Annotated in this window: 21 protein-coding genes and 1 riboswitch; of the genes, 14 read left to right on the forward strand and 7 right to left on the reverse strand. The window is 70.2% G+C overall.

Annotated elements, in window-relative coordinates:
• Positions 1 to 46 precede the first annotated feature (46 nt).
• Complete coding sequence (locus OG780_RS14805; protein WP_326785584.1) at positions 47 to 637, forward strand: N-acetylmuramoyl-L-alanine amidase; 591 nt, start codon at positions 47 to 49, stop codon at positions 635 to 637.
• 350 nt (positions 638 to 987) lie between these two features.
• Positions 988 to 1,878: a 1-aminocyclopropane-1-carboxylate deaminase/D-cysteine desulfhydrase gene (locus tag OG780_RS14810; RefSeq protein ID WP_328458133.1), complete on the forward strand. Its 891-nt coding sequence runs from the start codon at positions 988 to 990 to the stop codon at positions 1,876 to 1,878.
• On the opposite strand, the gene OG780_RS14815 is transcribed toward OG780_RS14810, so the two are convergent.
• Positions 1,860 to 3,455 carry a Na+/H+ antiporter gene (locus tag OG780_RS14815; RefSeq protein ID WP_328448382.1) on the reverse strand — a complete coding sequence of 532 codons (1,596 nt, stop codon included), beginning with the start codon at positions 3,453 to 3,455 and terminating at the stop codon, positions 1,860 to 1,862. The genes OG780_RS14810 and OG780_RS14815 overlap by 19 nt on opposite strands.
• A 62-nt stretch (positions 3,456 to 3,517) precedes the next feature.
• Here OG780_RS14815 and OG780_RS14820 point away from each other — a divergent pair, with 62 nt between their 5' ends.
• From OG780_RS14820 to OG780_RS14830, 3 genes are all read left to right on the forward strand, one after another.
• Positions 3,518 to 3,778, forward strand: a complete 261-nt coding sequence (locus OG780_RS14820) for a UBP-type zinc finger domain-containing protein (protein ID WP_328448384.1) — start codon at positions 3,518 to 3,520, stop codon at positions 3,776 to 3,778.
• 284 nt (positions 3,779 to 4,062) lie between these two features.
• On the forward strand, positions 4,063 to 4,476 hold the full coding sequence (locus OG780_RS14825) for an anti-sigma regulatory factor (RefSeq protein ID WP_328448386.1): 414 nt from the start codon (positions 4,063 to 4,065) through the stop codon (positions 4,474 to 4,476).
• On the forward strand, positions 4,473 to 5,654 hold the full coding sequence (locus OG780_RS14830; protein ID WP_328448388.1) for a SigB/SigF/SigG family RNA polymerase sigma factor: 1,182 nt from the start codon (positions 4,473 to 4,475) through the stop codon (positions 5,652 to 5,654). Before OG780_RS14825 ends, OG780_RS14830 begins: the two co-directional genes overlap by 4 nt.
• Before the next feature lie 7 nt (positions 5,655 to 5,661).
• Here OG780_RS14830 and OG780_RS14835 read toward each other — a convergent pair whose 3' ends face one another.
• Positions 5,662 to 6,114 carry a hypothetical protein gene (locus tag OG780_RS14835; RefSeq protein ID WP_328448390.1) on the reverse strand — a complete coding sequence of 151 codons (453 nt, stop codon included), beginning with the start codon at positions 6,112 to 6,114 and terminating at the stop codon, positions 5,662 to 5,664.
• A 170-nt stretch (positions 6,115 to 6,284) separates the two neighbouring features.
• Between OG780_RS14835 and OG780_RS14840 the strand changes: the two genes are divergently transcribed.
• Both OG780_RS14840 and OG780_RS14845 read left to right on the forward strand, forming a co-directional pair.
• The gene (locus OG780_RS14840) at positions 6,285 to 7,250 is read left to right on the forward strand and encodes a diacylglycerol/lipid kinase family protein (protein ID WP_328448392.1); all 966 of its coding nucleotides are present in this window, start codon (positions 6,285 to 6,287) and stop codon (positions 7,248 to 7,250) included.
• Positions 7,251 to 7,566: 316 nt separating this feature from the next.
• On the forward strand, positions 7,567 to 7,824 hold the full coding sequence (locus OG780_RS14845) for a WhiB family transcriptional regulator (protein ID WP_006380970.1): 258 nt from the start codon (positions 7,567 to 7,569) through the stop codon (positions 7,822 to 7,824).
• A 278-nt stretch (positions 7,825 to 8,102) separates the two neighbouring features.
• Here the strand turns inward: OG780_RS14845 and OG780_RS14850 are convergent, their stop codons facing one another.
• Positions 8,103 to 9,569, reverse strand: coding sequence for a PAS domain-containing sensor histidine kinase (locus tag OG780_RS14850; RefSeq protein WP_326790802.1), 1,467 nt, complete (start codon positions 9,567 to 9,569; stop codon positions 8,103 to 8,105).
• A 635-nt stretch (positions 9,570 to 10,204) separates the two neighbouring features.
• On the opposite strand from OG780_RS14850, the gene nagB reads away from it, so the two are divergent.
• Positions 10,205 to 10,990, forward strand: a complete 786-nt coding sequence (nagB, locus tag OG780_RS14855; RefSeq protein WP_328448394.1) for a glucosamine-6-phosphate deaminase — start codon at positions 10,205 to 10,207, stop codon at positions 10,988 to 10,990.
• A 294-nt stretch (positions 10,991 to 11,284) separates the two neighbouring features.
• Here nagB and OG780_RS14860 read toward each other — a convergent pair whose 3' ends face one another.
• The 4 genes from OG780_RS14860 to OG780_RS14875 all read right to left on the reverse strand — a co-directional run bounded on the left by OG780_RS14860 (position 11,285) and on the right by OG780_RS14875 (position 16,288).
• Positions 11,285 to 12,991 (reverse strand): glycoside hydrolase family 3 protein, encoded by a 1,707-nt coding sequence (locus OG780_RS14860; RefSeq protein ID WP_328448396.1) that lies wholly within the window; start codon positions 12,989 to 12,991, stop codon positions 11,285 to 11,287.
• A 9-nt stretch (positions 12,992 to 13,000) separates the two neighbouring features.
• The gene (locus OG780_RS14865; RefSeq protein WP_328448398.1) at positions 13,001 to 13,876 is read right to left on the reverse strand and encodes a carbohydrate ABC transporter permease; all 876 of its coding nucleotides are present in this window, start codon (positions 13,874 to 13,876) and stop codon (positions 13,001 to 13,003) included.
• On the reverse strand, positions 13,873 to 14,859 hold the full coding sequence (locus OG780_RS14870) for a carbohydrate ABC transporter permease (protein ID WP_328448400.1): 987 nt from the start codon (positions 14,857 to 14,859) through the stop codon (positions 13,873 to 13,875). The genes OG780_RS14865 and OG780_RS14870 overlap by 4 nt, the downstream gene beginning before the upstream one ends.
• Before the next feature lie 145 nt (positions 14,860 to 15,004).
• On the reverse strand, positions 15,005 to 16,288 hold the full coding sequence (locus OG780_RS14875; protein WP_328448402.1) for an extracellular solute-binding protein: 1,284 nt from the start codon (positions 16,286 to 16,288) through the stop codon (positions 15,005 to 15,007).
• Positions 16,289 to 16,725: 437 nt separating this feature from the next.
• Here OG780_RS14875 and OG780_RS14880 point away from each other — a divergent pair, with 437 nt between their 5' ends.
• The 6 genes from OG780_RS14880 (at position 16,726) to OG780_RS14905 (ending at position 24,010) form a co-directional block, all read left to right on the forward strand.
• The gene (locus OG780_RS14880) at positions 16,726 to 17,490 is read left to right on the forward strand and encodes a GntR family transcriptional regulator (RefSeq protein ID WP_326785595.1); all 765 of its coding nucleotides are present in this window, start codon (positions 16,726 to 16,728) and stop codon (positions 17,488 to 17,490) included.
• Between the two features lie 252 nt (positions 17,491 to 17,742).
• Positions 17,743 to 18,006, forward strand: a complete 264-nt coding sequence (locus tag OG780_RS14885; protein ID WP_328448405.1) for a DUF3311 domain-containing protein — start codon at positions 17,743 to 17,745, stop codon at positions 18,004 to 18,006.
• Positions 18,003 to 19,613: a monocarboxylate uptake permease MctP gene (gene mctP / locus OG780_RS14890; protein WP_328448407.1), complete on the forward strand. Its 1,611-nt coding sequence runs from the start codon at positions 18,003 to 18,005 to the stop codon at positions 19,611 to 19,613. The genes OG780_RS14885 and mctP overlap by 4 nt, the downstream gene beginning before the upstream one ends.
• Before the next feature lie 122 nt (positions 19,614 to 19,735).
• Positions 19,736 to 20,257: a GNAT family N-acetyltransferase gene (locus OG780_RS14895; protein ID WP_328448409.1), complete on the forward strand. Its 522-nt coding sequence runs from the start codon at positions 19,736 to 19,738 to the stop codon at positions 20,255 to 20,257.
• 52 nt (positions 20,258 to 20,309) lie between these two features.
• Positions 20,310 to 20,458, forward strand: a riboswitch (cobalamin riboswitch).
• A 136-nt stretch (positions 20,459 to 20,594) separates the two neighbouring features.
• Entirely contained in the window at positions 20,595 to 22,976 is a 2,382-nt protein-coding gene (locus OG780_RS14900) for a ribonucleoside-diphosphate reductase subunit alpha (protein WP_328448411.1), read from the forward strand.
• On the forward strand, positions 22,976 to 24,010 hold the full coding sequence (locus tag OG780_RS14905; RefSeq protein ID WP_328448413.1) for a ribonucleotide-diphosphate reductase subunit beta: 1,035 nt from the start codon (positions 22,976 to 22,978) through the stop codon (positions 24,008 to 24,010). The genes OG780_RS14900 and OG780_RS14905 overlap by 1 nt, the downstream gene beginning before the upstream one ends.
• The last annotated feature ends 311 nt before the right edge of the window (positions 24,011 to 24,321 follow it).

Genomic DNA, 24,321 nt, shown 5'->3' on the forward strand with positions numbered 1-24,321 from the left:
GACGGCCGCGGCAGGGCGGCCGACGAACAGCGCGAAGGAGTCGGCCATGGCATCGCCCATGTCCGCGGGCAGGTTCCTCGACCGGATCAGGGACGAAGGAGTCCATGTCGTCGAGGTCGGCGACTGGGAGCATCACAACCGCAATCACAAGGGCCCCTGGGGGCCGGTGCACGGGGTGATGATCCACCACACCGTGACCTCGGGCGGCGCGCTCACGGTCGGGCTGTGCCGCGAGGGCCGCGAGGACCTGCCCGGACCGCTGTGCCACGGGGTCATCACCAAGGACGGTGTCCTGCACCTGGTCGGCTACGGCCGCGCCAACCACGCGGGCCTCGGCGACGACGACGTGCTGCGCGCGGTGATCGCCGAGAAGGCGCTGCCGCACGACAACGAGGCGAACACCGACGGCAACCGCCACTTCTACGGCTTCGAGTGCGAGAACCTCGGCGACGGCAAGGACCCGTGGCCCGAGGCGCAGCTCGACGCCATCGCCAAGGTCTCCGCCGCGATCTGCCGTTTCCACGGCTGGACGGAGCGCTCGGTCATCGGCCACCTGGAGTGGCAGCCGGGGAAGGTGGACCCGCGGGGCTTCACGATGAACTCGCTGCGGGGACGCGTCCGCGAGCTGCTGAAGTGAGCTGAGGCGCCGAGGGCCGGCGCGGGCGGGCGGCGCCGCGGGCTCCCGCGTCCGGCCGTCCCCGGACGGGTGTCCCCGGACGGGTGTCCGACAATGGACCCGTGACCAGCCCCGACACCCCGGACGACGGCCCGGACCGCCCCGGGCCCGCCTCCGACCCGGAAGTCCCCGACCCGGCCGTCCCGCGCCGCGCCGCCCGCCCTGCGGACCCGGCGGTCACGCCCGGTCCCTCGGACTCCCGCACCGCGCGTGCCGTGCCGCACCCGGCCGTCACGGCCCCTCCCGCGGGCCCGCGCACCCCGCGCGGGACTCCCGCTCCCGTCGGTCCCCCGCCGCGGCTCCCGTCGCCGTTGGTGGAGGCCGGGGACGAGCGGTTCGCGCGGCGCGGGGTGCGGCTGGTGCTGAAGCGGGACGACCTGATCCACCCGGAGCTGATCGGCAACAAGTGGCGCAAGCTGACGCCGAACCTCGACGCGGCGGCCGGCCGCACACTGGTCACCTTCGGCGGGGCCTACTCGAACCATCTGCGCGCCACCGCCGCCGCGGGCCGTCTCCTCAGGCAGCCCACCGTGGGCGTGGTCCGCGGCCAGGAACTGGCCGACCGCCCCCTGAACCCCTCACTGGCCCGCTGCGCCGCCGACGGCATGCGCCTTCACTTCGTCGACAGATCGACGTACCGGCACAAGACGGAACCCCGGACGCTGGCCGGGATCCTGCGGGCGACGGGCGCCGAGGACGCGTACGTCGTGCCCGAGGGCGGCAGCAACGTCCTCGCCGTGCGCGGCTGCCGGGCACTCGGCGAGGAACTGCGCGACGAGGACGGCATCGAGGTGGCCGCCCTCGCCTGCGGCACCGGCGGCACCCTCGCCGGGATGGCCGCGGGCCTCGCCCCAGGCCAGCGGGCGCTGGGCGTCCCGGTCCTGCGCGGTGGCTTCCTCGACGCCGGCACGACGGCCCTCCAGACGGCCGCGTTCGGCGCCCGGCGCGGGAACTGGTCCCTCGACGACCGCTTCCACTTCGGCGGCTACGCCCGCACCACCGCCGAACTCGACGCCTTCGCCGAGGACTTCGAGCAGCGGCACGGGTTGCCCGTCGAACGTCTCTATGTCGCCAAGATGCTCTATGGACTTGTCGCCCTCGCCGAAGAAGGGGCGTTCCCGCGCGGCACGACGGTGGCGGCGGTGATCACCGGAGCGCCGTTCCCCGCCCCGGGGACCGGACCTCAGGCCGCCTCCCGGTAGGCCGCCGCCTCCTCCAGGTCCAGCCGGCGCAGCAGCGTGCGCAGCATCTCGTCGTCGATGTAGCGGTGGTCGCGCAGCTTGACGAAGACGTCGCGCTCGGTGCCGATCATCTCGCGGGAGAGCCGGCGGTAGGTGTCGTCCGCGGTCTCGCCGGTGACCGGGTTGACCGCGCCGAGCCGCTCCCAGACGGCGTTGCGGCGCCGCTCCATGACCGTGCGCAGGCGCTCGGCGAGCGGCGGCGGCAGGGCGTTGCGCTCGTCGGCGAGGAGTTCGTCGAGGCGCTCCTCGGCGGCGCGGGAGGCCTGCGCCTGGGCGTTGGCCTCGGCGAGGGTCTCGGCCTGCGTGTCGCGTCCCGGCAGTTTCAGCAGCCGGATGAGCGGGGGCAGGGTCAGACCCTGCACGACCAGGGTGCCGATGACGGTGGTGAAGGTCAGGAAGAGGATCAGGTTGCGTCCGGGGAAGGCGTCACCGCCGTCCACGGTGAGCGGGACGGAGAAGGCGATGGCGAGCGAGACGACGCCGCGCATGCCGGCCCAGCCGATGACGAACGGCCCCTTCCAGGTGGGGTTGGCCTCGCGCTCGCGGATGCGCGCCGACAGGAGGCGAGGCAGGAAGGTGGCGGGGTACACCCACACGAAGCGGGTCACGACGACGACGAGGAAGAGGGCGAGGGCGTACCAGGCGGCGGTCGTCCCCTCGTAGGCACCGAGGCCCTTGAGGACGACCGGGAGCTGGAGTCCGATCAGCGCGAACACCGCGGACTCCAGGACGAAGGCGACCATCTTCCACACCGCCTCCTCCTGGAGCCGGGTCGCGAAGTCCACCTCCCAGGAGCGGTGTCCGAGGTAGAGCGCGACGACGACCACCGCGAGCACACCGGAGGCGTGGAACTGCTCGGCGATGCCGTAGGCGACGAAGGGGATCAGCAGGGAGAGGGTGTTCTGCAGGAGCGCCTCGTTCATGTGGGTGCGCAGCCAGTGGATGGGGATCATCAGCACGAGCCCGACGACGACGCCGCCGACCGCCGCGAGCAGGAACTCGCGGACACCGCCCGCCCAGGTCGCGCCCTCGCCGACCGCCGCCGCGAGCGCCACCTTGTAGGCGGTGATCGCGGTCGCGTCGTTCACCAGGGACTCGCCCTGAAGGATCGTGGTGATCCGTGAGGGCAGCCCCACGCGGCGTGCCACGGCCGTCGCGGCCACCGCGTCCGGCGGCGCCACCACGGCGCCGAACACCAGCGCCGCAGGCAGCGGCAGGCCCGGTACGAGCAGATAGGCGGCCCAGCCGACCACGAGGGTGGCGAAGAGGACGTACCCGACCGACAACAGCGCGACGGGCCTCAACTGGGCCCTCAGGTCGAGGTAGGAACTGTCGGTGGCCGCCGTGTACAGCAGCGGGGGCAGCACCAGCGGGAGCACGACGTCGGGGTCGAGTTCGTACGTCGGCACTCCGGGGATGTACGAGACCAGCAGGGCCACGGCGACGATCAGCAGGGGTGCCGGGACCGGGGTGCGGCGGGCGGCCCCGGCGACCGCCGCGCTCCCCGCGACCAGCAACAGCAGTGGCAACACGTCCATCGTCTTCCGCCCGCCCTCTTTTTCCGCGCGGTGTCCCGCACGCCCGACGTAACCTGGCAATCATGAAACAGTGCACGCACGCCGAAGCGCTGCCGCAGCCCGAACCCGACCCCGGGAGCGAGACCTGCCTGGAGTGCGTGGCCGCCGGCACCCACCCGGTGCAGCTTCGGCTGTGTCTGGAGTGCGGGCATCTCGCCTGTTGCGACTCCTCACCGCTGCGGCACGCCTCTGAGCATCACAACACCACCGGACATCCGATCATGCGCACGTTCGAGCAGGGAGAGAACTGGCGTTGGTGTTTCGTGGACCACGTCCTCGTCTGAGCCGTGGATCACGTACGCGCGTGACTCCCGATCCGGACGGTTCGACCGTCTGACGTCTGGGTACGTCAACCCGGCGCCCGCTCTTCCTATTTGGGGCCGCAGACCTCTAGCCACTGTCCGTACTCATAGGCTTACTATGAGTGACAGCAAGGGACGGGGTCCCCAGGACAGGAAAGTCAGGAGCGCGGTAGCGTCACCGCTGAACGACGTAGCGCGTTACCCCGGGGGGCGACCCTCGGCCCCCGAAAGAGCTCGAATGAGCTTGTACCACCATGGAGGTGAGGGTGTCCCAGATCGCAGGCGAGCCCGCGACGAAGGACTTCGTGGAAGTCCGGCTGCCGGCCGCGGGTGCCTACCTGTCGGTACTGCGCACGGCCACGGCCGGGCTGGCGGCCCGTTTGGACTTCACCCTCGACGAGATCGAGGATCTGCGCATCGCCGTGGACGAGGCCTGCGCGATCCTGCTGCAGCAGGCCGTCCCCGGCTCGGTGCTCAGTTGTGTCTTCCGGCTGATCGACGACTCACTCGAGGTCACGGTCTCGGCGCCGACCACCGACGGTCACGCTCCGTCACGTGACACCTTCGCGTGGACCGTCCTGTCGGCTCTCGCGGGCAAGGTCGACTCCACCGTCTCCGAGGACAAGACCGTTTCGATCAGCCTCTACAAACAACGCGGCGCGGGACCCGGGCCGGCGTGAGGAACGGGGACGGGCCGGTGCGGGACGAAGAGCGCGGCACACGGGAGCCTCCCGCGGGGCGCGCCGACGGTCCGGGCGGGCCGCGGCACACGGCGGACGGCGTCGACGGCATCCCCGAGCAGGCCCGGCCGCATCCGGAGATCGGCGTCTCCTCGGCGGCGGCGCAGCCGGGAGCCTTCCCCGTCCGGGGAGGTCCCCCCGGTTCGAGCGCGGCCGAGGACACGGGGGAAGAGCCTCGAGCTCGGGAAATGGTGACGGGCGGGACTATGAGCGAGCACGAGCGAAACGCGGAGCAGAACGTGCAGGGCGCGCAGCACGAGCGAGAGCCTGAGCAGGGCGCGCAGGGTGTGCAGGACGCCCAGCACGAGACCGAAGCCCGGCAGATCCAGCACGGGCCGAGTCCCCAGCACATCCAGCACGACCCTCGCGACCGCAGCGGGGCGCGGGCGATGTTCATCGAGCTGCGCAAGCTCCAGGACGGCAGCGCCGAGTACGCGGAGCTGCGCAACCAGCTCGTCCGCATGCATCTGCCGCTCGTCGAGCACCTGGCCCGCCGCTTCCGCAACCGCGGTGAGCCGCTGGACGACCTGACCCAGGTCGCGACGATCGGGCTGATCAAGTCGGTCGACCGGTTCGACCCGGAGCGCGGTGTCGAGTTCTCGACGTACGCGACCCCGACGGTGGTCGGCGAGATCAAGCGGCACTTCCGCGACAAGGGCTGGGCGGTGCGCGTCCCGCGCCGTCTTCAGGAACTGCGCCTCGCGCTGACCACGGCGACCGCGGAGCTCTCCCAGCTGCACGGGCGTTCCCCGACGGTGCACGAGCTGGCCGAGAAGCTGGCCATCTCGGAGGAGGAGGTCCTGGAGGGCCTGGAGTCCGCCAACGCGTACTCCACGCTGTCCCTGGACGTCCCCGACACGGACGACGAGTCCCCGGCGGTCGCGGACACCCTGGGCGCCGAGGACGAGGCGCTGGAGGGCGTCGAGTACCGCGAGTCGCTGAAGCCGCTGCTGGAGGACCTGCCCCCGCGGGAGAAGCGGATCCTGCTCCTTCGCTTCTTCGGCAACATGACCCAGTCGCAGATCGCGCAGGAGGTCGGCATCTCGCAGATGCACGTCTCGCGACTGCTGGCCCGCACACTGGCCCAGCTTCGGGAGAAGCTCCTCGTCGAGGAGTGAGCCCCGCCTACGTCTCGTCGTGTGCGTCGCCGCCGGGCCCTCGGATTCCGAGGGCCCGTGTCGTCGCCGGGTTCGCCAGCAGCACCAGGGCCACCACGGCGACGGCGCCGAGGGCGATACCGGCGGGGATCGCGACGCTGTCGGCCTGGAGCAGGGTGTAGGCGACGGGCAGTGCCAGGATCTGGGTGACGAGGGCCGGGCCCCGGCTCCAGGCGCGGCGCAGCAGCAGTCCGCGCGCGGCGAGCAGCGGCAGCAGCGCGAGCGCGATCAGCGTGACGCCGCCGGTGACAGCCTGCTGCCGGTTGTCGGGATCGCCGGTGAGACCGAGGACGAGGACGCAGACGCCGCCCGCCACGAGGGCGGCCCCCTCCAGTGCGGCCAGCGCCGCGGCGGCGGTCAGCCGTCCGGGGCGGGGGTCGGATCGGGGGGCGTCGGGGGTGGGATTCTGCTCACGGCTCACCCCCGAAGAGTAGCCGTCGACCCCGGACGCCCGAGTGCCCCGGGGCCGGGAACCGCACCGTCTCGGGCGGTGCGGCGATCCGGTTTCGCACCCCTGCCGCACCCGCGGACTCTTACTGGATCCCTACCTCGGTCTGGGACGAGTACCACCCAGTAGGTACGCTGCATCGCATGCGTGCACTTCTCGTGGTCAATCCGGCGGCAACCACTACAAGTGCGCGTACGCGTGACGTGCTGATCCACGCATTGGCCAGTGAGATGAAACTGGAAGTGGTCACGACCGAGTACCGCGGACACGCCCGGGACCTCGGCAGGCAGGCCGCGGACAGCGACGACATAGACATGGTCGTGGCCCTCGGCGGGGACGGCACGGTCAACGAGGTCGTGAACGGTCTGCTGCACCGGGGCCCCGACTCCCGCCTCCCCGGCCTCGCCGTGGTCCCCGGCGGCTCCACCAACGTCTTCGCCCGCGCCCTGGGCCTGCCGAACGACGCCGTGGAGGCGACGGGCGCCCTGCTGGACGCGCTGCGCGAGGAGCGCGAGCGCACGGTCGGCCTCGGTCTGGCCGCGGGCACGCCCGGCACCGAGGACGAGTCCGTCCCCTCCCGCTGGTTCACCTTCTGCGCCGGCCTCGGCTTCGACGCCGGGGTGGTGGGCCGGGTCGAACAGCAGCGCGAGCTCGGCCGGCGCTCCACGCACGCGCTGTATCTCCGCCAAGTGCTGCGTCAGTTTCTGGACGATCCTCACCGCCGGCACGGAACGATCACCCTGGAGCGCCCCGGCGCCGACCCGGTCACCGATCTGGTCCTGTCCATCATCTGCAACACCTCGCCGTGGACGTTTCTCGGCAATCGTCCGGTGTACGCGGCGCCTAAGGCCTCGTTCGATACCGGACTCGACGTACTGGCACTCAGCCGCATGTCGACGCCCGCGGTCGCCCGGTATGCCACCCAGTTGCTCACTTCGTCCCCCGAGCGTGGACCCCACGGCAAGCACGCCGTCACTCTGCATGACCTGGCGGACTTCACCTTGCATTCGAAGGTGCCACTCCCCCTTCAGATGGACGGCGACCATCTGGGACTGCGTACGAGCGTGACGTTCACAGGCGTACGCCGTGCACTGCGTGTGATTGTGTGAGCGGAAGGGGCCAAACTCCTTTCACTCGAACGTTTAGACCACGGTCCACCCCATGGAAGTACGGCTGTGACTCAGCCGACACCGAGGAATCAAAAAAAACTTTCCGGAAGGGGTTGTATCCGCCGCTGAGGTTTGCGAGTCTCTACGTGGCGCTCGGGACGGCCCGCACCATCGGCCCCCAGAGCACCGGAACCCCTCCTCAAATCAAGGACCACACCAGTCCGTCTGGCTGTCGGCCCTTCACTTGTTGAGGGATTCGTGAAAGCGTTCACATTCACAAGCAACGTGCATGTAATACCAAGGAGAGGTAGCAGCCATGGACTGGCGTCACAACGCCGTTTGCCGCGAGGAAGACCCCGAGCTCTTCTTCCCCATCGGCAACACCGGTCCTGCGCTGCTGCAGATCGAGGAAGCCAAGGCCGTCTGCCGCCGCTGCCCCGTCATGGAGCAGTGCCTGCAGTGGGCGCTCGAGTCCGGCCAGGACTCCGGCGTCTGGGGTGGCCTCAGCGAGGACGAGCGCCGCGCAATGAAGCGCCGTGCCGCCCGCAACCGAGCTCGTCAGGCCACCGCCTGACGTTCCACCCCGCACGAGCCTGAGCTTGGCGGCGCGTACAGCGAGTACGCAACTCCCGCCCCCGAGCCGCAGCGCGCAGTACCCCGATGCGCTTGATGCAACGAGCTTTCAGCCCCGGACCACCTGGTGGTCCGGGGCTCATTGCTGTTCGCGTCCGGTGCCCGGCGCTCCCCGCGTCCGGCGTCGGTCACAGTGAGTGACGGGCATCCATGGGCATCGACTGCCCCTGCCCGTCGGTCACTTGTGCGGGTGTTTGTCCGGCTGTTCGTCCGGGCCCGCTACTTCGGTACGACCACCGGGATGTCCAGGAGCACCTGGGTGCCGCGCTCCGGAGCGGCCACCATGTCGAAGGTGCCGCCCAACTCACCTTCCACCAGCGTCCGTACGATCTGCAGGCCGAGGTTGCCCGAGCGGTGCGGGTCGAAGCCCTCGGGCAGTCCGACCCCGTCGTCCTGGACGGTGACCAGCAGGCGGGCGTCCTTGGAGGTGCCGCCGCGCACCGCGGAGACCTCGACGGTGCCCCGGTCGCCCTCGCGGAAGCCGTGCTCCAGCGCGTTCTGGAGAATCTCGGTGAGGACCATGGAGAGCGGGGTCGCGACCTCGGCGTCCAAGATGCCGAAGCGTCCGGTGCGCCGGCCGGTGACCTTGCCCGGCGAGATCTCGGCGACCATGGCGAGCACCCGGTCGGCGATCTCGTCGAACTCCACGCGCTCGTCCAGGTTCTGGGAGAGCGTCTCGTGCACGATCGCGATCGAGCCGACCCGGCGCACGGCCTCCTCCAGGGCTTCCCGGCCCCGGTCCGACTCGATGCGACGGGCCTGGAGCCGCAGCAGGGCCGCCACCGTCTGGAGGTTGTTCTTCACCCGGTGGTGGATCTCCCGGATGGTGGCGTCCTTGGTGATCAATTCGCGCTCGCGGCGGCGCAGTTCGGTGACATCGCGGAGCAGGACCAGGGAACCGACGCGGGTGCCCTTGGGCTTGAGCGGGATCGCCCGGAGCTGGATCACCCCGTCGGCGCTCTCGATCTCGAACTCGCGGGGCGCCCAGCCGCTGGCCACCTTCGACAGCGCCTCGTCCACCGGACCCCGGGACGGGGCGAGTTCGGCGGTCGTGGAGCCGAGGTTGTGACCCACCAGGTCGGAGGCCAGGCCGATGCGGTGGTACGCCGAGAGCGCGTTCGGCGAGGCGTACTGGACGATGCCGTCCGCGTCGAGGCGGATCAGTCCGTCGCCGACCCTGGGCGAGGCGTCCATGTCGACCTGCTGGTCGGGGAACGGGAAGGTGCCCGCCGCGATCATCTGCGCGAGGTCGGAGGCGCTCTGGAGATACGTCAGTTCGAGGCGGCTCGGGGTGCGCACGGTGAGCAGGTTGGTGTTGCGCGCGATGACACCGAGGACCCGGCCCTCACGTCGTACGGGAATGGACTCGACCCGGACCGGCACCTCCTCGCGCCACTCGGGATCGCCCTCGCGCACGATCCGGCCCTCGTCGAGCGCGGCGTCCAGCAGGGGGCGGCGGCCACGCGGGACCAGATGGCCGACCATGTCGTCCTGGTACGAGGTGGGCCCGGTGTTGGGGCGCATCTGGGCGACCGAGACGTAGCGGGTGCCGTCGCGCGTGGGGACCCACAGGACGAGGTCGGCGAAGGAGAGGTCGGAGAGCAGCTGCCACTCCGAGACCAGCAGATGGAGCCACTCGAGATCGGAGTCGTCGAGGGCTGTGTGCTGGCGTACGAGGTCGTTCATGGAGGGCACGTGTGCGAGCGTACCCGGAGGATCCGACAGGTCCCGAAATCGGCCACGCTCCCCGGGCTCCGGGAGCGCCGTGCGGCCCCGGAGAACACCCGCGGGCCGCGGCGCCTGAGAGGGACCCTCAACCCTCCCGGCACCGCAGCCCGGAGCAACAACGGCCGTGGGGTGTGCGGTCCCGGTCGGCCGAAGAGAGGAGCCGGTGCAGTCAGGGCAGAGAGCGCCGGTTCCTCGGTCCGTCTTCCTGTGCGGGGAAGACGGAGGCTTGTTCAGTTTCTCAGAGCATTGTGGACTAGACCATGGTTCCGCGTCCATGCGTCCGCACCCGCGGCCGCGTCCACGGCCCTTGCGCTCCGGTCGTGTTCGTCGTCGTCCGCTCATCCAACACCAGGAGCGCCCGTCAGACTATCCCGCTTCGGTTCGCGAACGGGAGGCGTCACCGAAGGGGCGGAGTCCCCGGACGGGCGGAGTGGGCCGGGGCGGTCCCCGTGGGGGCGGCGGTTCACCCCGCGACGCGCCCCGCGACGGGGCGACGAAAGGGTGACGCTCTGCTAGATTGGTCTATACCACATGTGTCCCCCTTCGGATTCGGATGCGTTCCTGAGTCCCCTCTCCAGATCGGCAGGCCCAGCGTGGAAGTTGTCATCGTCCCGGACGCCAAGGCGGGCGGCGAGCTGATCGCCGAGGCCATGGCGGAACTGCTCAGGCGCAAGCCCGACGCGCTCCTCGGCGTGGCCACCGGCTCGACGCCGCTGCCCATCTACGCGGCGCTGGCGGCCCGAGTGGGTTCCGGTGCCGTGGACACCTCGGGTACGCGCATCGCACAGCTCGACGAGTACGTGGGACTGCCGGCCGAGCACCCCGAGTCCTACCGCTCCGTGCTGCGGCGCGAGGTGCTGGAGCCGCTGGGCATCGGCATGGACGCGTTCATGGGGCCCGACGGCACGGCGGCGGACGTCCAGGCCGCGTGCGAGGCGTACGACAGGGCGCTGGCGGCGGCCGGCGGGGTCGACCTCCAGCTGCTGGGGATCGGGACGGACGGGCACATCGGGTTCAACGAACCGTGCTCCTCGCTCGCCTCCCGGACCCGCATCAAGACGCTGACCGAGCAGACCCGGGTGGACAACGCCCGGTTCTTCGACGGCGACATCGAACAGGTGCCGCACCACGTCATCACCCAGGGCATCGGCACGATCCTGGAGGCACGGCACCTGGTGCTGCTCGCGACCGGCGAGGGCAAGGCGGACGCCGTGGCGGCGACGGTCGAGGGGCCGGTCGCGGCGGTCTGCCCCGCGTCGGCGCTTCAGCTGCACCCGCACGCGACGGTGGTCGTCGACGACGCCGCCGCGTCCAAGCTGAAGCTCGGGGACTACTTCCGCCAGACGTTCGCCGCCAAGCCGGACTGGCAGGGCATCTAGAGGCGGGCCCGGCGCGCCGCGCCGCGGAGACAGAACGGTGCCGGGCACTCCCGAGGGAGTGCCCGGCACCGGTGCGTGGTGGCCCCGGGCCAGGGCCCGGAAGCCCGAGGGCCGACACTGAGGCCAGGCCCGGGGTCGGGGCCCGGAAGCCAAGCCCGGGGCCGGGGGCCCGGGGCCGGGGCCCGGAAGCCAAGCCCGGGGCCCGGAGGCCAGACCCTGGGACCGGAGGCCAGACCCTGGGGCCGGGGCCCGGAGGCCCTGGGGCCGGGGCCCGGAGGCCCTGGGGCCGGGGCGCTACGCGCCCGCGATGACCTCCGCCGCCGCCCGGCCGCACACCCGTGCCGCGCCGTGGGTGGCGATGTACAGGGCGCCCCGGGGAGCCGACTGGGGGACGCCCATCTCGACCACGACGGTGTCGGGGCGGGAGGCGAGCAGGGTGTCGAGGGCCGCCGTCATCCAGGGGTGACGGTGTTCGTCGCGGACCACCGCGACGAGGGGCCGCCCGGCGGCGGCCGCGAGCGCCGAGGAGCCCGCGTCCTCACCGGTGAAGCTGCCGGTCTCGGTGCCGGGAAGCAGCCGGGCCAGTTCCGCCGCCACGCCCCAGGGGGTCTCGTCGCCGACGGCGATGTTCGCGACCGGGGTGAGCGCGGCGACGTAGGGAGCCTCGGTGAGCGGGGTGTACGACACGGAGCGGGTCACGGTCAGCGCGCGCCGGGCGGCGACCAGGCCCACATCGGCGGTCCGGGCCGTACCGCCGCCCACTCCGTCCGACCCGCCGGTTCCGTCCGGGCTGCCCGTACCGCCTGTACCCGCTGTACCGTTCGCACGACCGGTGACATCCGTACCACCGACACCGTTCATGCCACCCGTACCGCTCGCACCACCCGTACCGCCCGAGCTGTTCGATCCGTTCGAGCTGTTCAAGCCATTCTTGGGAGAGCCGACCACCGGGCCGGAGGCGGCCGGGGAGGTCTTCCGGGCGTCGGCGGCCGCGGCCGTCCACTCGGCCAGCGCCCGCACCCGGTTCGCCGCGTCCGCGAGGCGTTCCTCGGGGAGCTCGCCGGACCGGACGGCGGAGACCAGGGCGTCTCGCAGCCGGCGCACGGTGTCGTCGTCCGCCAGTCCGCCGCCGACGCAGATGGCGTCCGCACCGGCCGCGATGGCCAGCACACTGCCCCGCTCGATGCCGTACGTCGCCGCGATGGCCTGCATCTCCATGCCGTCGGTGACGATGAGGCCCTCGTAGCCGAGCTCCTCGCGCAGCAGGCCCGTGAGGATGCGGCGGGAGAGGGTGGCCGGGCGGTCCGGGTCCAGCGCCGGGACGAGGATGTGCGCGCTCATCACGGCAAGGCTGCCCGCGGCGATGGCGGCCCGGAAGGGGACGAGTTCGCGGGACTGGAGGACCGACAGGTCCGCGTCGATGCGCGGCAGGGCGTGGTGGGAGTCCACCGCGGTGTCCCCGTGGCCCGGGAAGTGCTTGGTGCAGGCGGCCACGCCCGCGGCCTGGAGGCCCCTGACGTAGGCGGCCGTGTGCCGGGCCACCAGGCCGGTGTCGGCGCCGAAGGACCGTACGCCGATGACCGGGTTGGCCGGGTTGGAGTTCACGTCGGCGGACGGCGCCCAGTTGAGGTTCACCCCGCACGCGGCCAGCCTGCGGCCGAGTTCGAGGGCGACCTCCTCGGTGAGCGCCACGTCGTCGACGGCGCCCAGCGCGTGGTTGCCCGGGAAGGACGAGCCGGTGCGCACCTCCAGGCGGGTGACGTCACCGCCCTCCTCGTCGATGGCGACCAGGACGTCGTCACGTTCGACACGCAACTGGGCGGTCAGAGCGGCCAGTTGATCGGGCGAGGCGATGTTGCGGCCGAACAGGCCGACGGAGGCGAGACCTTCACCGAGACGGCGCAGCAGCCAGTCCGGAGCCGTGGTCCCGGTGAAACCGGGCTGGAGCACGGTGAGGGCGTCGCGCGTCAGGGTGTCTGTACCACTGGCGAATGTCGTCATCGGGAGGCGTTATCCCTTCACGGCGCCCGCGGTCAGACCCGCGGCCATCTTGCGCTGGACGAGGAGGAACAGGACGACGATCGGCACGGCCATCATGGTGGATCCGGCCATCATCGGGGCGTACTCGGTGCCGTGCTTGGTGGTGAAGTTGCCGAGCCAGACCGTGGCGGTCTGGTTCTGCTGGCTCAGCAGCATGAGGGCGTAGAGGTATTCGTTCCAGGCCTGGATGAAGGCGTAGACGGACGTCGCGACCATGCCGGGGGCCAGCAGCGGGAAGACCACGCGGATGAAGGCGCCCGTGCGGCTGCATCCGTCGACCATCGCCGCCTCCTCCAGCTCCTTCGGGATGTTGACGATGAAGCCGCGCAGCGTCCACACCGTGAAAGGGAGGATGAAGGTCAGGTACGTGAGGATCAGACCGGAGAGCTTGTCGTACTGGTGCAGGTCGTTCAGCAGCAGGAAGACCGGGATGATCATGGCTACGAGCGGGATCATCTGCACCGCGAGGATGCCGACGATCACGATCTTGCGGCCGCGGAAGGCGAAGCGGGAGATGGCCAGCGCGGCCAGCATCCCGACCACGACGCCGATCACGACCACCGAGACGGAGACGATCAGGCTGCGGCCCACCGGACCCCAGAAGTCGGCGATGTCCAGCGCGCGGCGGAAGTTGTCGAGCGTGAACCCGGTGGGGAGCAGGCTCGGATCGGGGTCGATGGCGTCCTTGGCCGGCTTGATCGCCGTGTTGAGCATCCAGTACACGGGGAAGCCCGCGGTGAGGAAGACGACCAGGCCGAGCAGGTTCCAGCCGAGCTTGGACTTGCGGGGCCGGGAGGACTTCCGCCCCGTGGCGGACGTACGCCCGGACGTGGCGACGGCACTCATTCGACCTCTCCGATCTGCAGCATCTGACGCATGTACACGGCGACCACGCCCAGGAGCAGCAGCACGGTCAGCACCGCGATCGCCGATCCCTGCGCGTAGTCGTTGACGACGAAGGCGCGGTCGTACGAGTACGTGGTGAGCAACTGGAACTCCGCCTCCGGGTGGCCGCCCCGCATGACGAAGACCTGCGGGAAGACGCCCATGTCCCAGATGACGGAGAGGGTCGTCAGCATGACGATGATCGGCTTGAGGATCGGCAGCGTGACATGGCGGAAGACGCCCCAGGCACCCGCGCCGTCGAGCCGTGCGGCCTCCTCCAGCTCGGCGGGGACCTGGGTGAGTCCGGCGCTGAGCGTGATGACCACGAAGGGCACCGCGCCCCAGACGACCAGGAGCATGATCACGCTCAGGCCCTGCGTCCCGCTGGCGAACCAGTTGTGGCCGACCATGTCGACGCCGGGCAGCTTGCTGAGCAGCGCGTTGAAGATGCCGTAGTCGGAGTCGAAGAGCCACTTGAAGACGGTGGTGGCCACGATGATGGGCATGCCCCAGCTCGCCACCAGCACGATGTTGATCAGCGTCTTCACCCAGCCGGACACCCGCTGGAGGAGCAGCGCGATCAGCATGCCGATGACCATGGTGAAGACGACGGCCCCGCCGGCGAACAGGACGGTCCGGACGACCACCGCCCAGAACTCGCTGTCCGAGAGGACGCCCTTGAAGTTGTCGAAGCCGACCGACTCGGCCGGCTGGAAGCCCCAGAGCTGGGACTGCCCGAACTTCTGGAAGGAGAGCGTGACCAGGCGCACCAGCGGATAGCCGAGGACGAGCGCGAGGATCAGCAGGCACGGGGCGAGCAGGGCCCAGGGGGCCGCCGCCGCACCCGAGGTCCGCCTGGCGCGTGGCGCCTTCGCGACAGCCGGTGGTGGTGCCTGCCGCGGCGGCGGCACCTTGGCAGGGGTGGTCGTGTCTGCGGCACTCATCGCGCGCTCCTCAGCGGTCCCTCAGGTCGTACGAAAGCGAAGGCCCGCACGGCCGGGCGTCAGGGGGTGAGACCCTGGCCGGGCCGTACGGGAGGCAGGGCCCCGCCCCTCCGTGACGGAGGACCGACGGGGCCCTGCTCTCAGGTCACTTGGTGTTGATGACCTTGTCGATCGCGGCGTCCGCTTCCTTCGCGGCGTCCGCGACGGACTTCTTGCCGGTGCCGATGTTCTGCAGCATGGTCTGCAGGACCTGGGCCTTCTCGACCTGACCCCAGCCCGGCGCCATCGGGACGAACCAGCTGGACTCGGCAGCGGTGGCCGGAACGGCCGTCGCCGGGTCGCTCTGCAGGCTGACCAGGTCGGTCTTGTTGTTGGGCAGGTTGCCCTTGCCCATCAGGTACTTCTGGCCCTTGGCGCCGGTGAACGCGTTGATCCACTCGGCGGCGACGGCCTGCGCCTTCGACTTCACCGGGACGGCGAGGTCGGAGCCGCCCAGGAAGACCGGGAGGTTCTTGCCGGACGGGCCGGGCATCACGAAGTTCTCGAGGTTGCCCTTGAGCTTGCCGGTCTTGTCGCTCTTGGGGTCCTCGGCGGTCGCGCCCTCCCAGGCGGCACCGAAGATCATGCCGGACTTGCCCTGGCCGTAGACGATGTAACGGTCGGACTCGTCCTTGGTCTTGTCGCCGTGCATGTACTTGTCGACGATGGTCTTGAACTCGTTGAGTCCCTTGACCGACTCGGGCGAGGAGAGGTTGGCCTTCCACGTGCCGCCCTCCTCCTTCGCGATGGAGCCGCCGGCGTCGTAGACGAAGGACATGGCCGCGTACCAGTCGCGGGTGGGCTGGTACCAGGCGCTGAACTTGGCGCCCTGCTTCTTCTGGATCTTGTCCAGGTCGGCGGTGAGCTCCGCGTACGTCTTCGGCGTGGACTTCACGCCGGCCGAGGCGGCGACGTCCTTGCGCCAGTTGCCGACGCGGCCACCGGCGTAGTACGGCACGCCGTAGGTCTTGCCGTCGTAGGTCACGGACTCCTTGAGGCCGTCCAGCCAGGCGTCCGAGTTCTCGAACTTCGAGGCGTCGAGGGGAGCGAAGGCGCCCTTGACCATGTAGCCGAGCATCTCGGTGTTGCCCATCTCGACCACGTCCGGCGCCTTGTCGGTGGCGAGGACCGCGTCGAGCTTGGTGTTCTTGTCCGGCCAGCCGTAGTACTCGTGCTTGATCTTGATGCCGGGGTGCTTCGCCTCGATCGCCGTGTCGGCCTGCTTGACCAGGTCGGGCCAGTTGTTCTGCGCGTCGACCGTGAGCCAGACCGTCAGCTCCTTGGCGTCCGCGCCCTTGTCCGACCCCCCGGACTTGTCGTCGTTGCCGCACGCCGCGACGGAGAACATCATGCCCGCGATACCGATCGCGGCTATCAGCTTGCGCTTCACGCCACCCTCCTCAGGGATGCCACAAACCCCCCTGCTCCCCGCGGTGACATACGCCGTGTACCGCCCGTGGGGCCGGGACTGGACCAATGGTGTAGACCAGTACCGGGAGCTTGGCCTAGACCTAGGGGGGTGTCAAGGGTGTGTAAGCCCGTCCAGTCGGCCGTTATGGGACCTACATATGCAAGAACCTTTAAGTAGCCAAGCGGCACAAATTACGGACCCGTTCGCGGCCTGCGAAGGAACCATCCCCGGTCCGCCCGCGCCGAGTTCGACGACACCGTCTGTGCGCGATGGACTAGACCAACAGGTACGCCGACGGTATATAGAGGGGATCACGGAGCGTGCGGGGAACACGTGCGCAACAAGCCGTGCCACGATGTGAGGCGTGGCCGACGACATGGCGGTCGCTTCGGCATCCGGAGCCGGGAAGGCAGAGCATGAGCACCGACGTCAGCAGTGCGGAGAACGAGGGTGGGGCGCCCATCCGTACCGCGCGTGTGCCCAAGTACTACCGTCTCAAGAAGCATCTGCTCGACATGACGGAGACGCTGCCGCCCGGTACGCCGGTGCCGCCGGAGCGGACCCTCGCCGCCGAGTTCGACACCTCGCGCACCACGGTGCGGCAGGCCCTTCAGGAGCTGGTCGTCGAGGGGCGTCTCGAACGCATCCAGGGCAAGGGCACCTTCGTCGCCAAGCCGAAGGTCTCCCAGGCGCTCCAACTGACCTCGTACACCGAGGACATGCGGGCCCAGGGCCTCGAACCGACCTCGCAGCTGCTGGACATCGGCTACATCACCGCGGACGACGCCCTCGCCGGCCTGCTCGACATCACCGCCGGGGGCCGGGTGCTGCGCATCGAGCGGCTGCGCCTCGCGAGCGGCGAGCCCATGGCCATCGAGACCACCCATCTCTCCGCCAAGCGTTTCCCCGCCCTGCGCAGGTCGCTGGTCAAGTACACCTCTCTCTACACCGCGCTGGCCGAGGTGTACGACGTCCATCTCGCCGAGGCCGAGGAGACCATCGAGACCTCGCTGGCGACCCCGCGCGAGGCCGGACTGCTCGGCACCGACGTGGGCCTGCCCATGCTGATGCTCTCCCGCCACTCGATCGACCGGCAGGGCGAGCCGGTGGAATGGGTGCGGTCGGTGTACCGGGGCGACCGGTACAAGTTCGTCGCCCGCCTCAAGCGCCCGCAGGACTGAGCCATATGGCGTAACCCGCGGGTACGGGGCGCACGCTCCCGTACCCGCGCGTTGCGCCGCCCGGCCCGGCGGGCCCGGACGGACCGTCAGGCGCCGTACCGGCCCCAGGGGTTCCGCGCCCGCCGAAGGCGCCGTGCGCTCCGACACGAACCCTCCACACCCGCCGTCCGAGCAGGGGTTCCCTAGAGCGGAACCATCCCCTAGATTGCCTGCGCGTTGCCCAGGTGATCGATGAGGGGACGGAGCCGCCCTATGTCAGACCTGCCCGAAGTGAAACCACCAGTGGTGACACCGGTACGTGTGGTGATCGCCCTCTGTCTGCTCGCGCCCTTCGGGGCGATGCTGTGGGTCGGCTCCTACACGAAGACCGACCCGGCGTTCATCGGCATCCCGTTCTTCTACTGGTACCAACTGCTGTGGGTACCCCTTTCCACGCTGCTGACGGTGGTCGCGTACCAGCTCTGGCGACGTGACCAGCGGGCCCGCACCTCGGCGAAGGAAGGTGCGGAGGCATGAAGGACGGTGTGAACGGCGTCGCCCTCGGTGTCTTCGTCTTCTTCTTCCTGGCCGTCACGGTCCTGGGCTTCCTGGCCGCGCGCTGGCGCAGAGCCGCCGACGAGCACACCCTCGACGAGTGGGGCCTGGGCGGACGGTCCTTCGGCACCTGGGTGACCTGGTTCCTGCTCGGCGGCGACCTCTACACGGCGTACACCTTCGTCGCGGTGCCCGCGGCGATCTACGCGGCGGGCGCGGCCGGCTTCTTCGCCGTGCCGTACACGATCCTGGTCTATCCGCTGATCTTCACCTTCCTGCCCCGCCTGTGGTCGGTCTCCCACCGGCACGGCTATGTCACGACCTCGGACTTCGTGCGCGGCCGCTTCGGCTCCAAGGGCCTGTCCCTCGCCGTGGCCGTCACCGGCATCCTGGCCACCATGCCGTACATCGCGCTCCAGCTCGTCGGCATCCAGGCCGTCCTGGACGTGATGGGCGTGGGCGGCGGCGACAGTGCCAACTGGTTCGTCAAGGACCTGCCGCTCCTCATCGCCTTCGGCGTGCTGGCCGCGTACACCTACTCCTCGGGCCTGCGGGCCCCCGCTCTGATCGCGTTCGTGAAGGACGCCCTGATCTACATCGTGATCGCGGTGGCCGTCATCTACATCCCGATCAAGCTGGGCGGCTTCGACGAGATCTTCAAGGCGGCGAGCGACAAGTACACGGCCGCGGGCGCCGGGGGGCTCGTCCCCGCCGAGGCGGGCCAGTGGACGTACGCCACCCTCGCGCTCGGCTCGGCGCTGGCGCTGTTCATGTATCCGCACTCGGTCACGGCCACACTGTCCGGCCGCAGCCGGGAGGTGATCCGCCGCAACACGACGATCCTGCCGCTGTACTCGCTGATGCTGGGCCTGCTCGCCCTGCTCGGGTTCATGGCGATCGCGGCCGGCGTCAAGGTCACCAACGGCCAGCTCGCCATCCCCCAGCTCTTCGAGAACATGTTCCCCGACTGGTTCGCCGGCGTCGCCTTCGCCGCCATCGGGATCGGCGCGCTCGTCCCGGCGGCCATCATGTCGATCGCGGCCGCGAATCTCTTCACCCGCAACATCTACAAGGACTTCATCAACCCGGACGCGACCCCGCGGCAGGAGACCAAGGTCTCCAAGCTGGTCTCGCTGCTGGTGAAGGTGGGCGCGCTGGTCTTCGTCCTGACCATGGACAAGACCGTCGCGATCAACTTCCAGCTGCTGGGCGGCATCTGGATCCTGCAGACCTTCCCCTCCCTGGTCGGCGGGCTGTTCACCCGCTGGTTCCACCGCTGGGCGCTGCTGGGCGGCTGGGCGGTCGGCATGCTCTACGGCACGATCGCCGCCTACGGAGTGGCCTCCCCGACCCAGAAGCACTTCGGCGGCAGCTCGAAGGAGATCCCCGGGATCGGGGAGATCGGCTACATCGGCCTGACGGCGTTCGTCCTGAACGTGGCCGTGGCCGTCGTCCTCACCTTCGCCCTCAGGGCGCTCAAGGCCCCGGAGGGCGTGGACGAGACCTCGCCCGGGGACTACACGGCCGACGCGGGCGACGCGGGCGTCGAGACGGAACTCCCGCCGGCCACGGCGGACGCGAGCCACTAGGAGAGCCGGAGACCTGTCCTGGCCGCGGGGTCACGGGGCAGGTCCGGGCGACGGCCGGGAACGACGGGCCGCCGGTGAAAACCGGCGGCCCGTCGCCGTGCCGGTCGGGCACACTCACCCGCATGGACATCGTCATCCGGCCCGCGCGGCCAGAGGAGTACCCCACGGTGGCCGAGATCACGGCCGAGGCCTGTCTCGGCGACGGACTGCTCGACTTCGGGGAGAGCGACCCGTACCTCGGAAAGCTGCGAGGCGTCGCGGAGCGCGCGGCCGTCTCCGAAGTGCTGGTCGCCGTGGACGGGGAGCGGGTGCTCGGCAGTGTGACCTTCGTGACGGACGGCAGCCCCATGGCCGACTTCGCGCGCGCCGGGGAGGCCGAGATCCGGATGCTCGCGGTCGCACGGGAGGCACGCGGCCGGGGTGCCGGTGAAGCCCTCGTGCGCGCCTGTGTCGGGCGGGCACGGGCTCTGGAGGGCGGCTGTACGCGCGTGGTGCTGTCCACCCAGGGCAGCCTGCACAGCGCCCACCGCGTCTACGAGCGCGTGGGCTTCACCCGTACGCCCGACCGCGACCGGAACCCGCTTCCGGAGCTCGACGACATCCGGCTGCTCACTTACGAGTTGACGCTCCGACACACTCCGTAGCGCTCTTCGGCACCAAGCGGACACAAGATGTGGGGGCAGTCCCGAAGCCCGGCACAAGATGTATGCTCATGGTCGCTGTCGCCGCAGGGGAATCCGGTGCGAATCCGGAACTGTCCCGCAACGGTGTACTTGTGCGTGTTCGCGTGTGTGCGGGCCCGCTCTCGTGTCAGTCCGAGGACCTGCCGACAGCGCGCCCCGGCCGTCCGGCCCGGGTGCCGACGACGTCCGGGCCTCGCGGAATGGGCTGGTGGACGCGCGGTGCGCTGCTGCCCTGAAGCGCTCCCGTGTGCCCCGCTCCTGCCCGCAAGGCCCCGTGCCGAGCGAGGGAGATCCCCACGTGACCATCGCGCCAGCCGATCCGGCTTCAGTGACCGCGCAGCAGGCCCGGGTGAAGACCGACGGTCCCGGAACCGCGCTGCTGCGGACCCTGACCGATCTCACCGCCGACCTCCCCGACGCCGACCCCGGCCGGGTCGCCGCCGCGGCGCTGCGCGGCCGGTCCGCCCGCGCCGACGAGGCCGAGCTGCGCGAACTGGCCACCGAGGCGGCCGCGGGTCTCATCTCCGAGGATCCCGTCTACTCCCGGCTGGCCGCCCGTCTGCTGGCGATCACCATCACCGAGGAGGCCGCCTCCCAGGGCGTCACGACCTTCTCCGAGTCGGTCGTCGTCGGCCACCGCGAGGGCCTGATCGCCGACCGCACGGCCGCGTTCGTCCGGCTGCACACGGCCCGCCTCGACGCGCTCATCGACTCCGAGGGCGACGACCGCTTCGGCTACTTCGGGCTGCGCACGCTGCACAGCCGCTATCTGCTCCGGCACCCGATCACCCGCAAGGTCGTCGAGACGCCCCAGCACTTCATGCTCCGGGTGGCCTCCGGCCTCGCCGAGGACGACACCGCCCGCTCGGTGGACGAAGTCGCCGCGCTCTACCGGCTCATGAGCCGCCTGGACTATCTCCCCTCCTCCCCCACGCTCTTCAACTCCGGTACGCGGCACCCGCAGATGTCGTCCTGCTACCTCCTCGACTCCCCGCTGGACGAGCTGGACTCCATCTACGACCGCTACCACCAGGTGGCGCGCCTGTCGAAGCACGCGGGCGGCATCGGCCTCTCGTACTCCCGTATCCGTTCGCGCGGTTCGCTGATCCGCGGCACCAACGGGCACTCCAACGGCATCGTCCCGTTCCTCAAGACGCTCGACGCCTCGGTCGCCGCGGTGAACCAGGGCGGCCGGCGCAAGGGCGCGGCCGCGGTGTACCTGGAGACCTGGCACTCCGACATCGAGGAGTTCCTGGAGCTGCGCGACAACACCGGTGAGGACGCCCGGCGTACGCACAACCTGAACCTCGCGCACTGGATCCCGGACGAGTTCATGCGCCGGGTGAACGAGGACGGCGTCTGGTCGCTGTTCTCCCCCGCCGACGTGCCGGAGCTGGTCGACCTGTGGGGTGACGAGTTCGACGCCGCGTACCGCAAGGCCGAGGAGGCGGGCCTCGCCAGGAAGACCATCCCGGCCCGCGACCTGTACGGCCGGATGATGCGCACCCTCGCGCAGACCGGCAACGGCTGGATGACCTTCAAGGACGCCGCCAACCGCACGGCCAACCAGACGGCGGAGCCGGGTCACACCGTTCACTCCTCGAACCTGTGCACCGAGATCCTGGAGGTGACGGACGACGGGGAGACGGCGGTCTGCAACCTGGGCTCGGTCAACCTGGGCGCGTTCGTGGTCGGTGACGACATCGACTGGGAACGGCTCGACGAGACCGTGCGCACCGCGGTCACCTTCCTCGACCGTGTCGTGGACATCAACTTCTACCCGACCGAGCAGGCGGGCCGCTCCAACGCCAAGTGGCGTCCGGTGGGCCTCGGCGCGATGGGTCTCCAGGACGTCTTCTTCAAGCTGCGGCTGCCCTTCGACTCGCCCGAGGCCCGCGCGCTGTCCACCCGGATCGCCGAGCGCATCATGCTCGCCTCCTACGAGGCGTCCGCGGACCTCGCCGAGCGCAACGGGCCGCTCCCGGCCTGGGAGAAGACCCGTACCGCCCGTGGCGTCCTGCACCCGGACCACTTCGACGTCGAGCTGAACTGGCCGGAGCGCTGGGCGGCCCTGCGGCAGCGGATCGCCGAGGTCGGCATGCGCAACTCGCTGCTCCTGGCCATCGCGCCGACCGCGACCATCGCGTCCATCGCGGGCGTGTACGAGTGCATCGAGCCGCAGGTGTCGAACCTGTTCAAGCGCGAGACGCTCTCCGGCGAGTTCCTCCAGGTCAACTCCTACCTGGTGGCCGAGCTGAAGAAGCTCGGCGTGTGGGACGCGCAGACCCGTGAGGCGCTGCGCGAGTCCAGCGGCTCGGTGCAGGGCTTCACCTGGGTCCCGCAGGACGTCCGCGACCTGTACCGCACGGCGTGGGAGATCCCGCAGCGCGGCCTGATCGACATGGCCGCCGCCCGGACCCCGTTCCTGGACCAGGCCCAGTCGCTGAACCTGTTCCTGGAGACGCCGACCATCGGCAAGCTCTCCTCGATGTACTCCTACGCCTGGAAGTCGGGCCTGAAGACGACGTACTACCTGCGCTCCCGCCCGGCGACGCGCATCGCCCGCGCGGCCCAGGCACAGGCGCAGCCCGAGAAGACCATCCCCGTCCAGCAGGTCGCCGACCCCGACGCCGTCGCCTGCTCTCTGGAAAACCCCGAGTCCTGCGAGGCCTGCCAGTAATGAGCGACACCACCACCGAGAAGGCCGCGTCCGAGAAGAACCTCCTCGACCCGGGCTTCGAACTGACTCTCCGTCCCATGCGCTACCCGGACTTCTACGAGCGCTACCGGGACGCGATCAAGAACACCTGGACCGTCGAGGAGGTCGACCTCCACTCGGACGTGGCCGACCTCGCGAAGCTGACGCCGGGTGAGCAGCACATGATCGGCCGGCTGGTCGCGTTCTTCGCGACGGGCGACTCGATCGTGTCGAACAACCTCGTGCTGACGCTGTACAAGCACATCAACTCCCCCGAGGCGCGGCTCTACCTGAGCCGGCAGCTCTTCGAGGAGGCCGTGCACGTCCAGTTCTATCTGACGCTGCTGGACACCTACCTGCCCGACCCCGAGGACCGCACCGCGGCCTTCGCTGCCGTCGAGAGCATCCCCTCCATCCGTGAGAAGGCGCAGTTCTGCTTCAAGTGGATGGACTCGGTGGAGAAGCTGGACCGGCTGGAGAGCAAGGCCGACCGCCGCCGCTTCCTGCTGAACCTGATCTGCTTCGCCGCGTGCATCGAGGGACTCTTCTTCTACGGGGCCTTCGCGTACGTCTACTGGTTCCGCAGCCGGGGTCTGCTGCACGGCCTGGCGACCGGCACCAACTGGGTGTTCCGCGACGAGACGATGCACATGAGCTTCGCGTTCGAGGTCGTCGACACCGTCCGCAAGGAGGAGCCGGAGCTCTTCGACGACCGGCTCCAGGAGCAGGTGACCGACATGCTGCGCGAGGCCGTCGAGGCCGAGCTGCAGTTCGGGCGCGACCTGTGCGGCGAGGGCCTGCCGGGCATGAACACCGACTCGATGCGGCAGTACCTGGAGTGCGTGGCGGACCAGCGCCTTCAGCGGCTGGGCTTCGCGCCGGTGTACGGCTCGGAGAACCCGTTCTCCTTCATGGAGCTCCAGGGTGTCCAGGAGCTGACGAACTTCTTCGAGCGCCGGCCGTCCGCGTACCAGGTCGCGGTGGAGGGAACCGTCGACTTCGACGAGGACTTCTGACCGTTCCGGTCGACCTGACCGTTCGTCACCGATGAGAGCCGGGCCGCCCTGTGCGGCCCGGCTTTCGTCACGTACTGCCCCCGTGCCTCCAATCGCCGGGCCAATCCCCGTCCATGGAGCGGCAAAGTTCTTCCGGCACGCCTGTTCGGGCGCCGTTCCCCCCGGTTACGTTCTGGCCGTCCCGTCGAGCCGCGCACCTCGGCACACCCGGGACGACTGAATTGGCATGCCCATGACGTGCCTCTCCATGCTCGCGCTACGCGCGTCACGGGCCTGCCGGTTCAGAGCGCCGAGAACCCCACTTCCGGCCA

Source organism: Streptomyces sp. NBC_00386 (assembly GCF_036063235.1).
GTDB lineage: Bacteria > Actinomycetota > Actinomycetes > Streptomycetales > Streptomycetaceae > Streptomyces.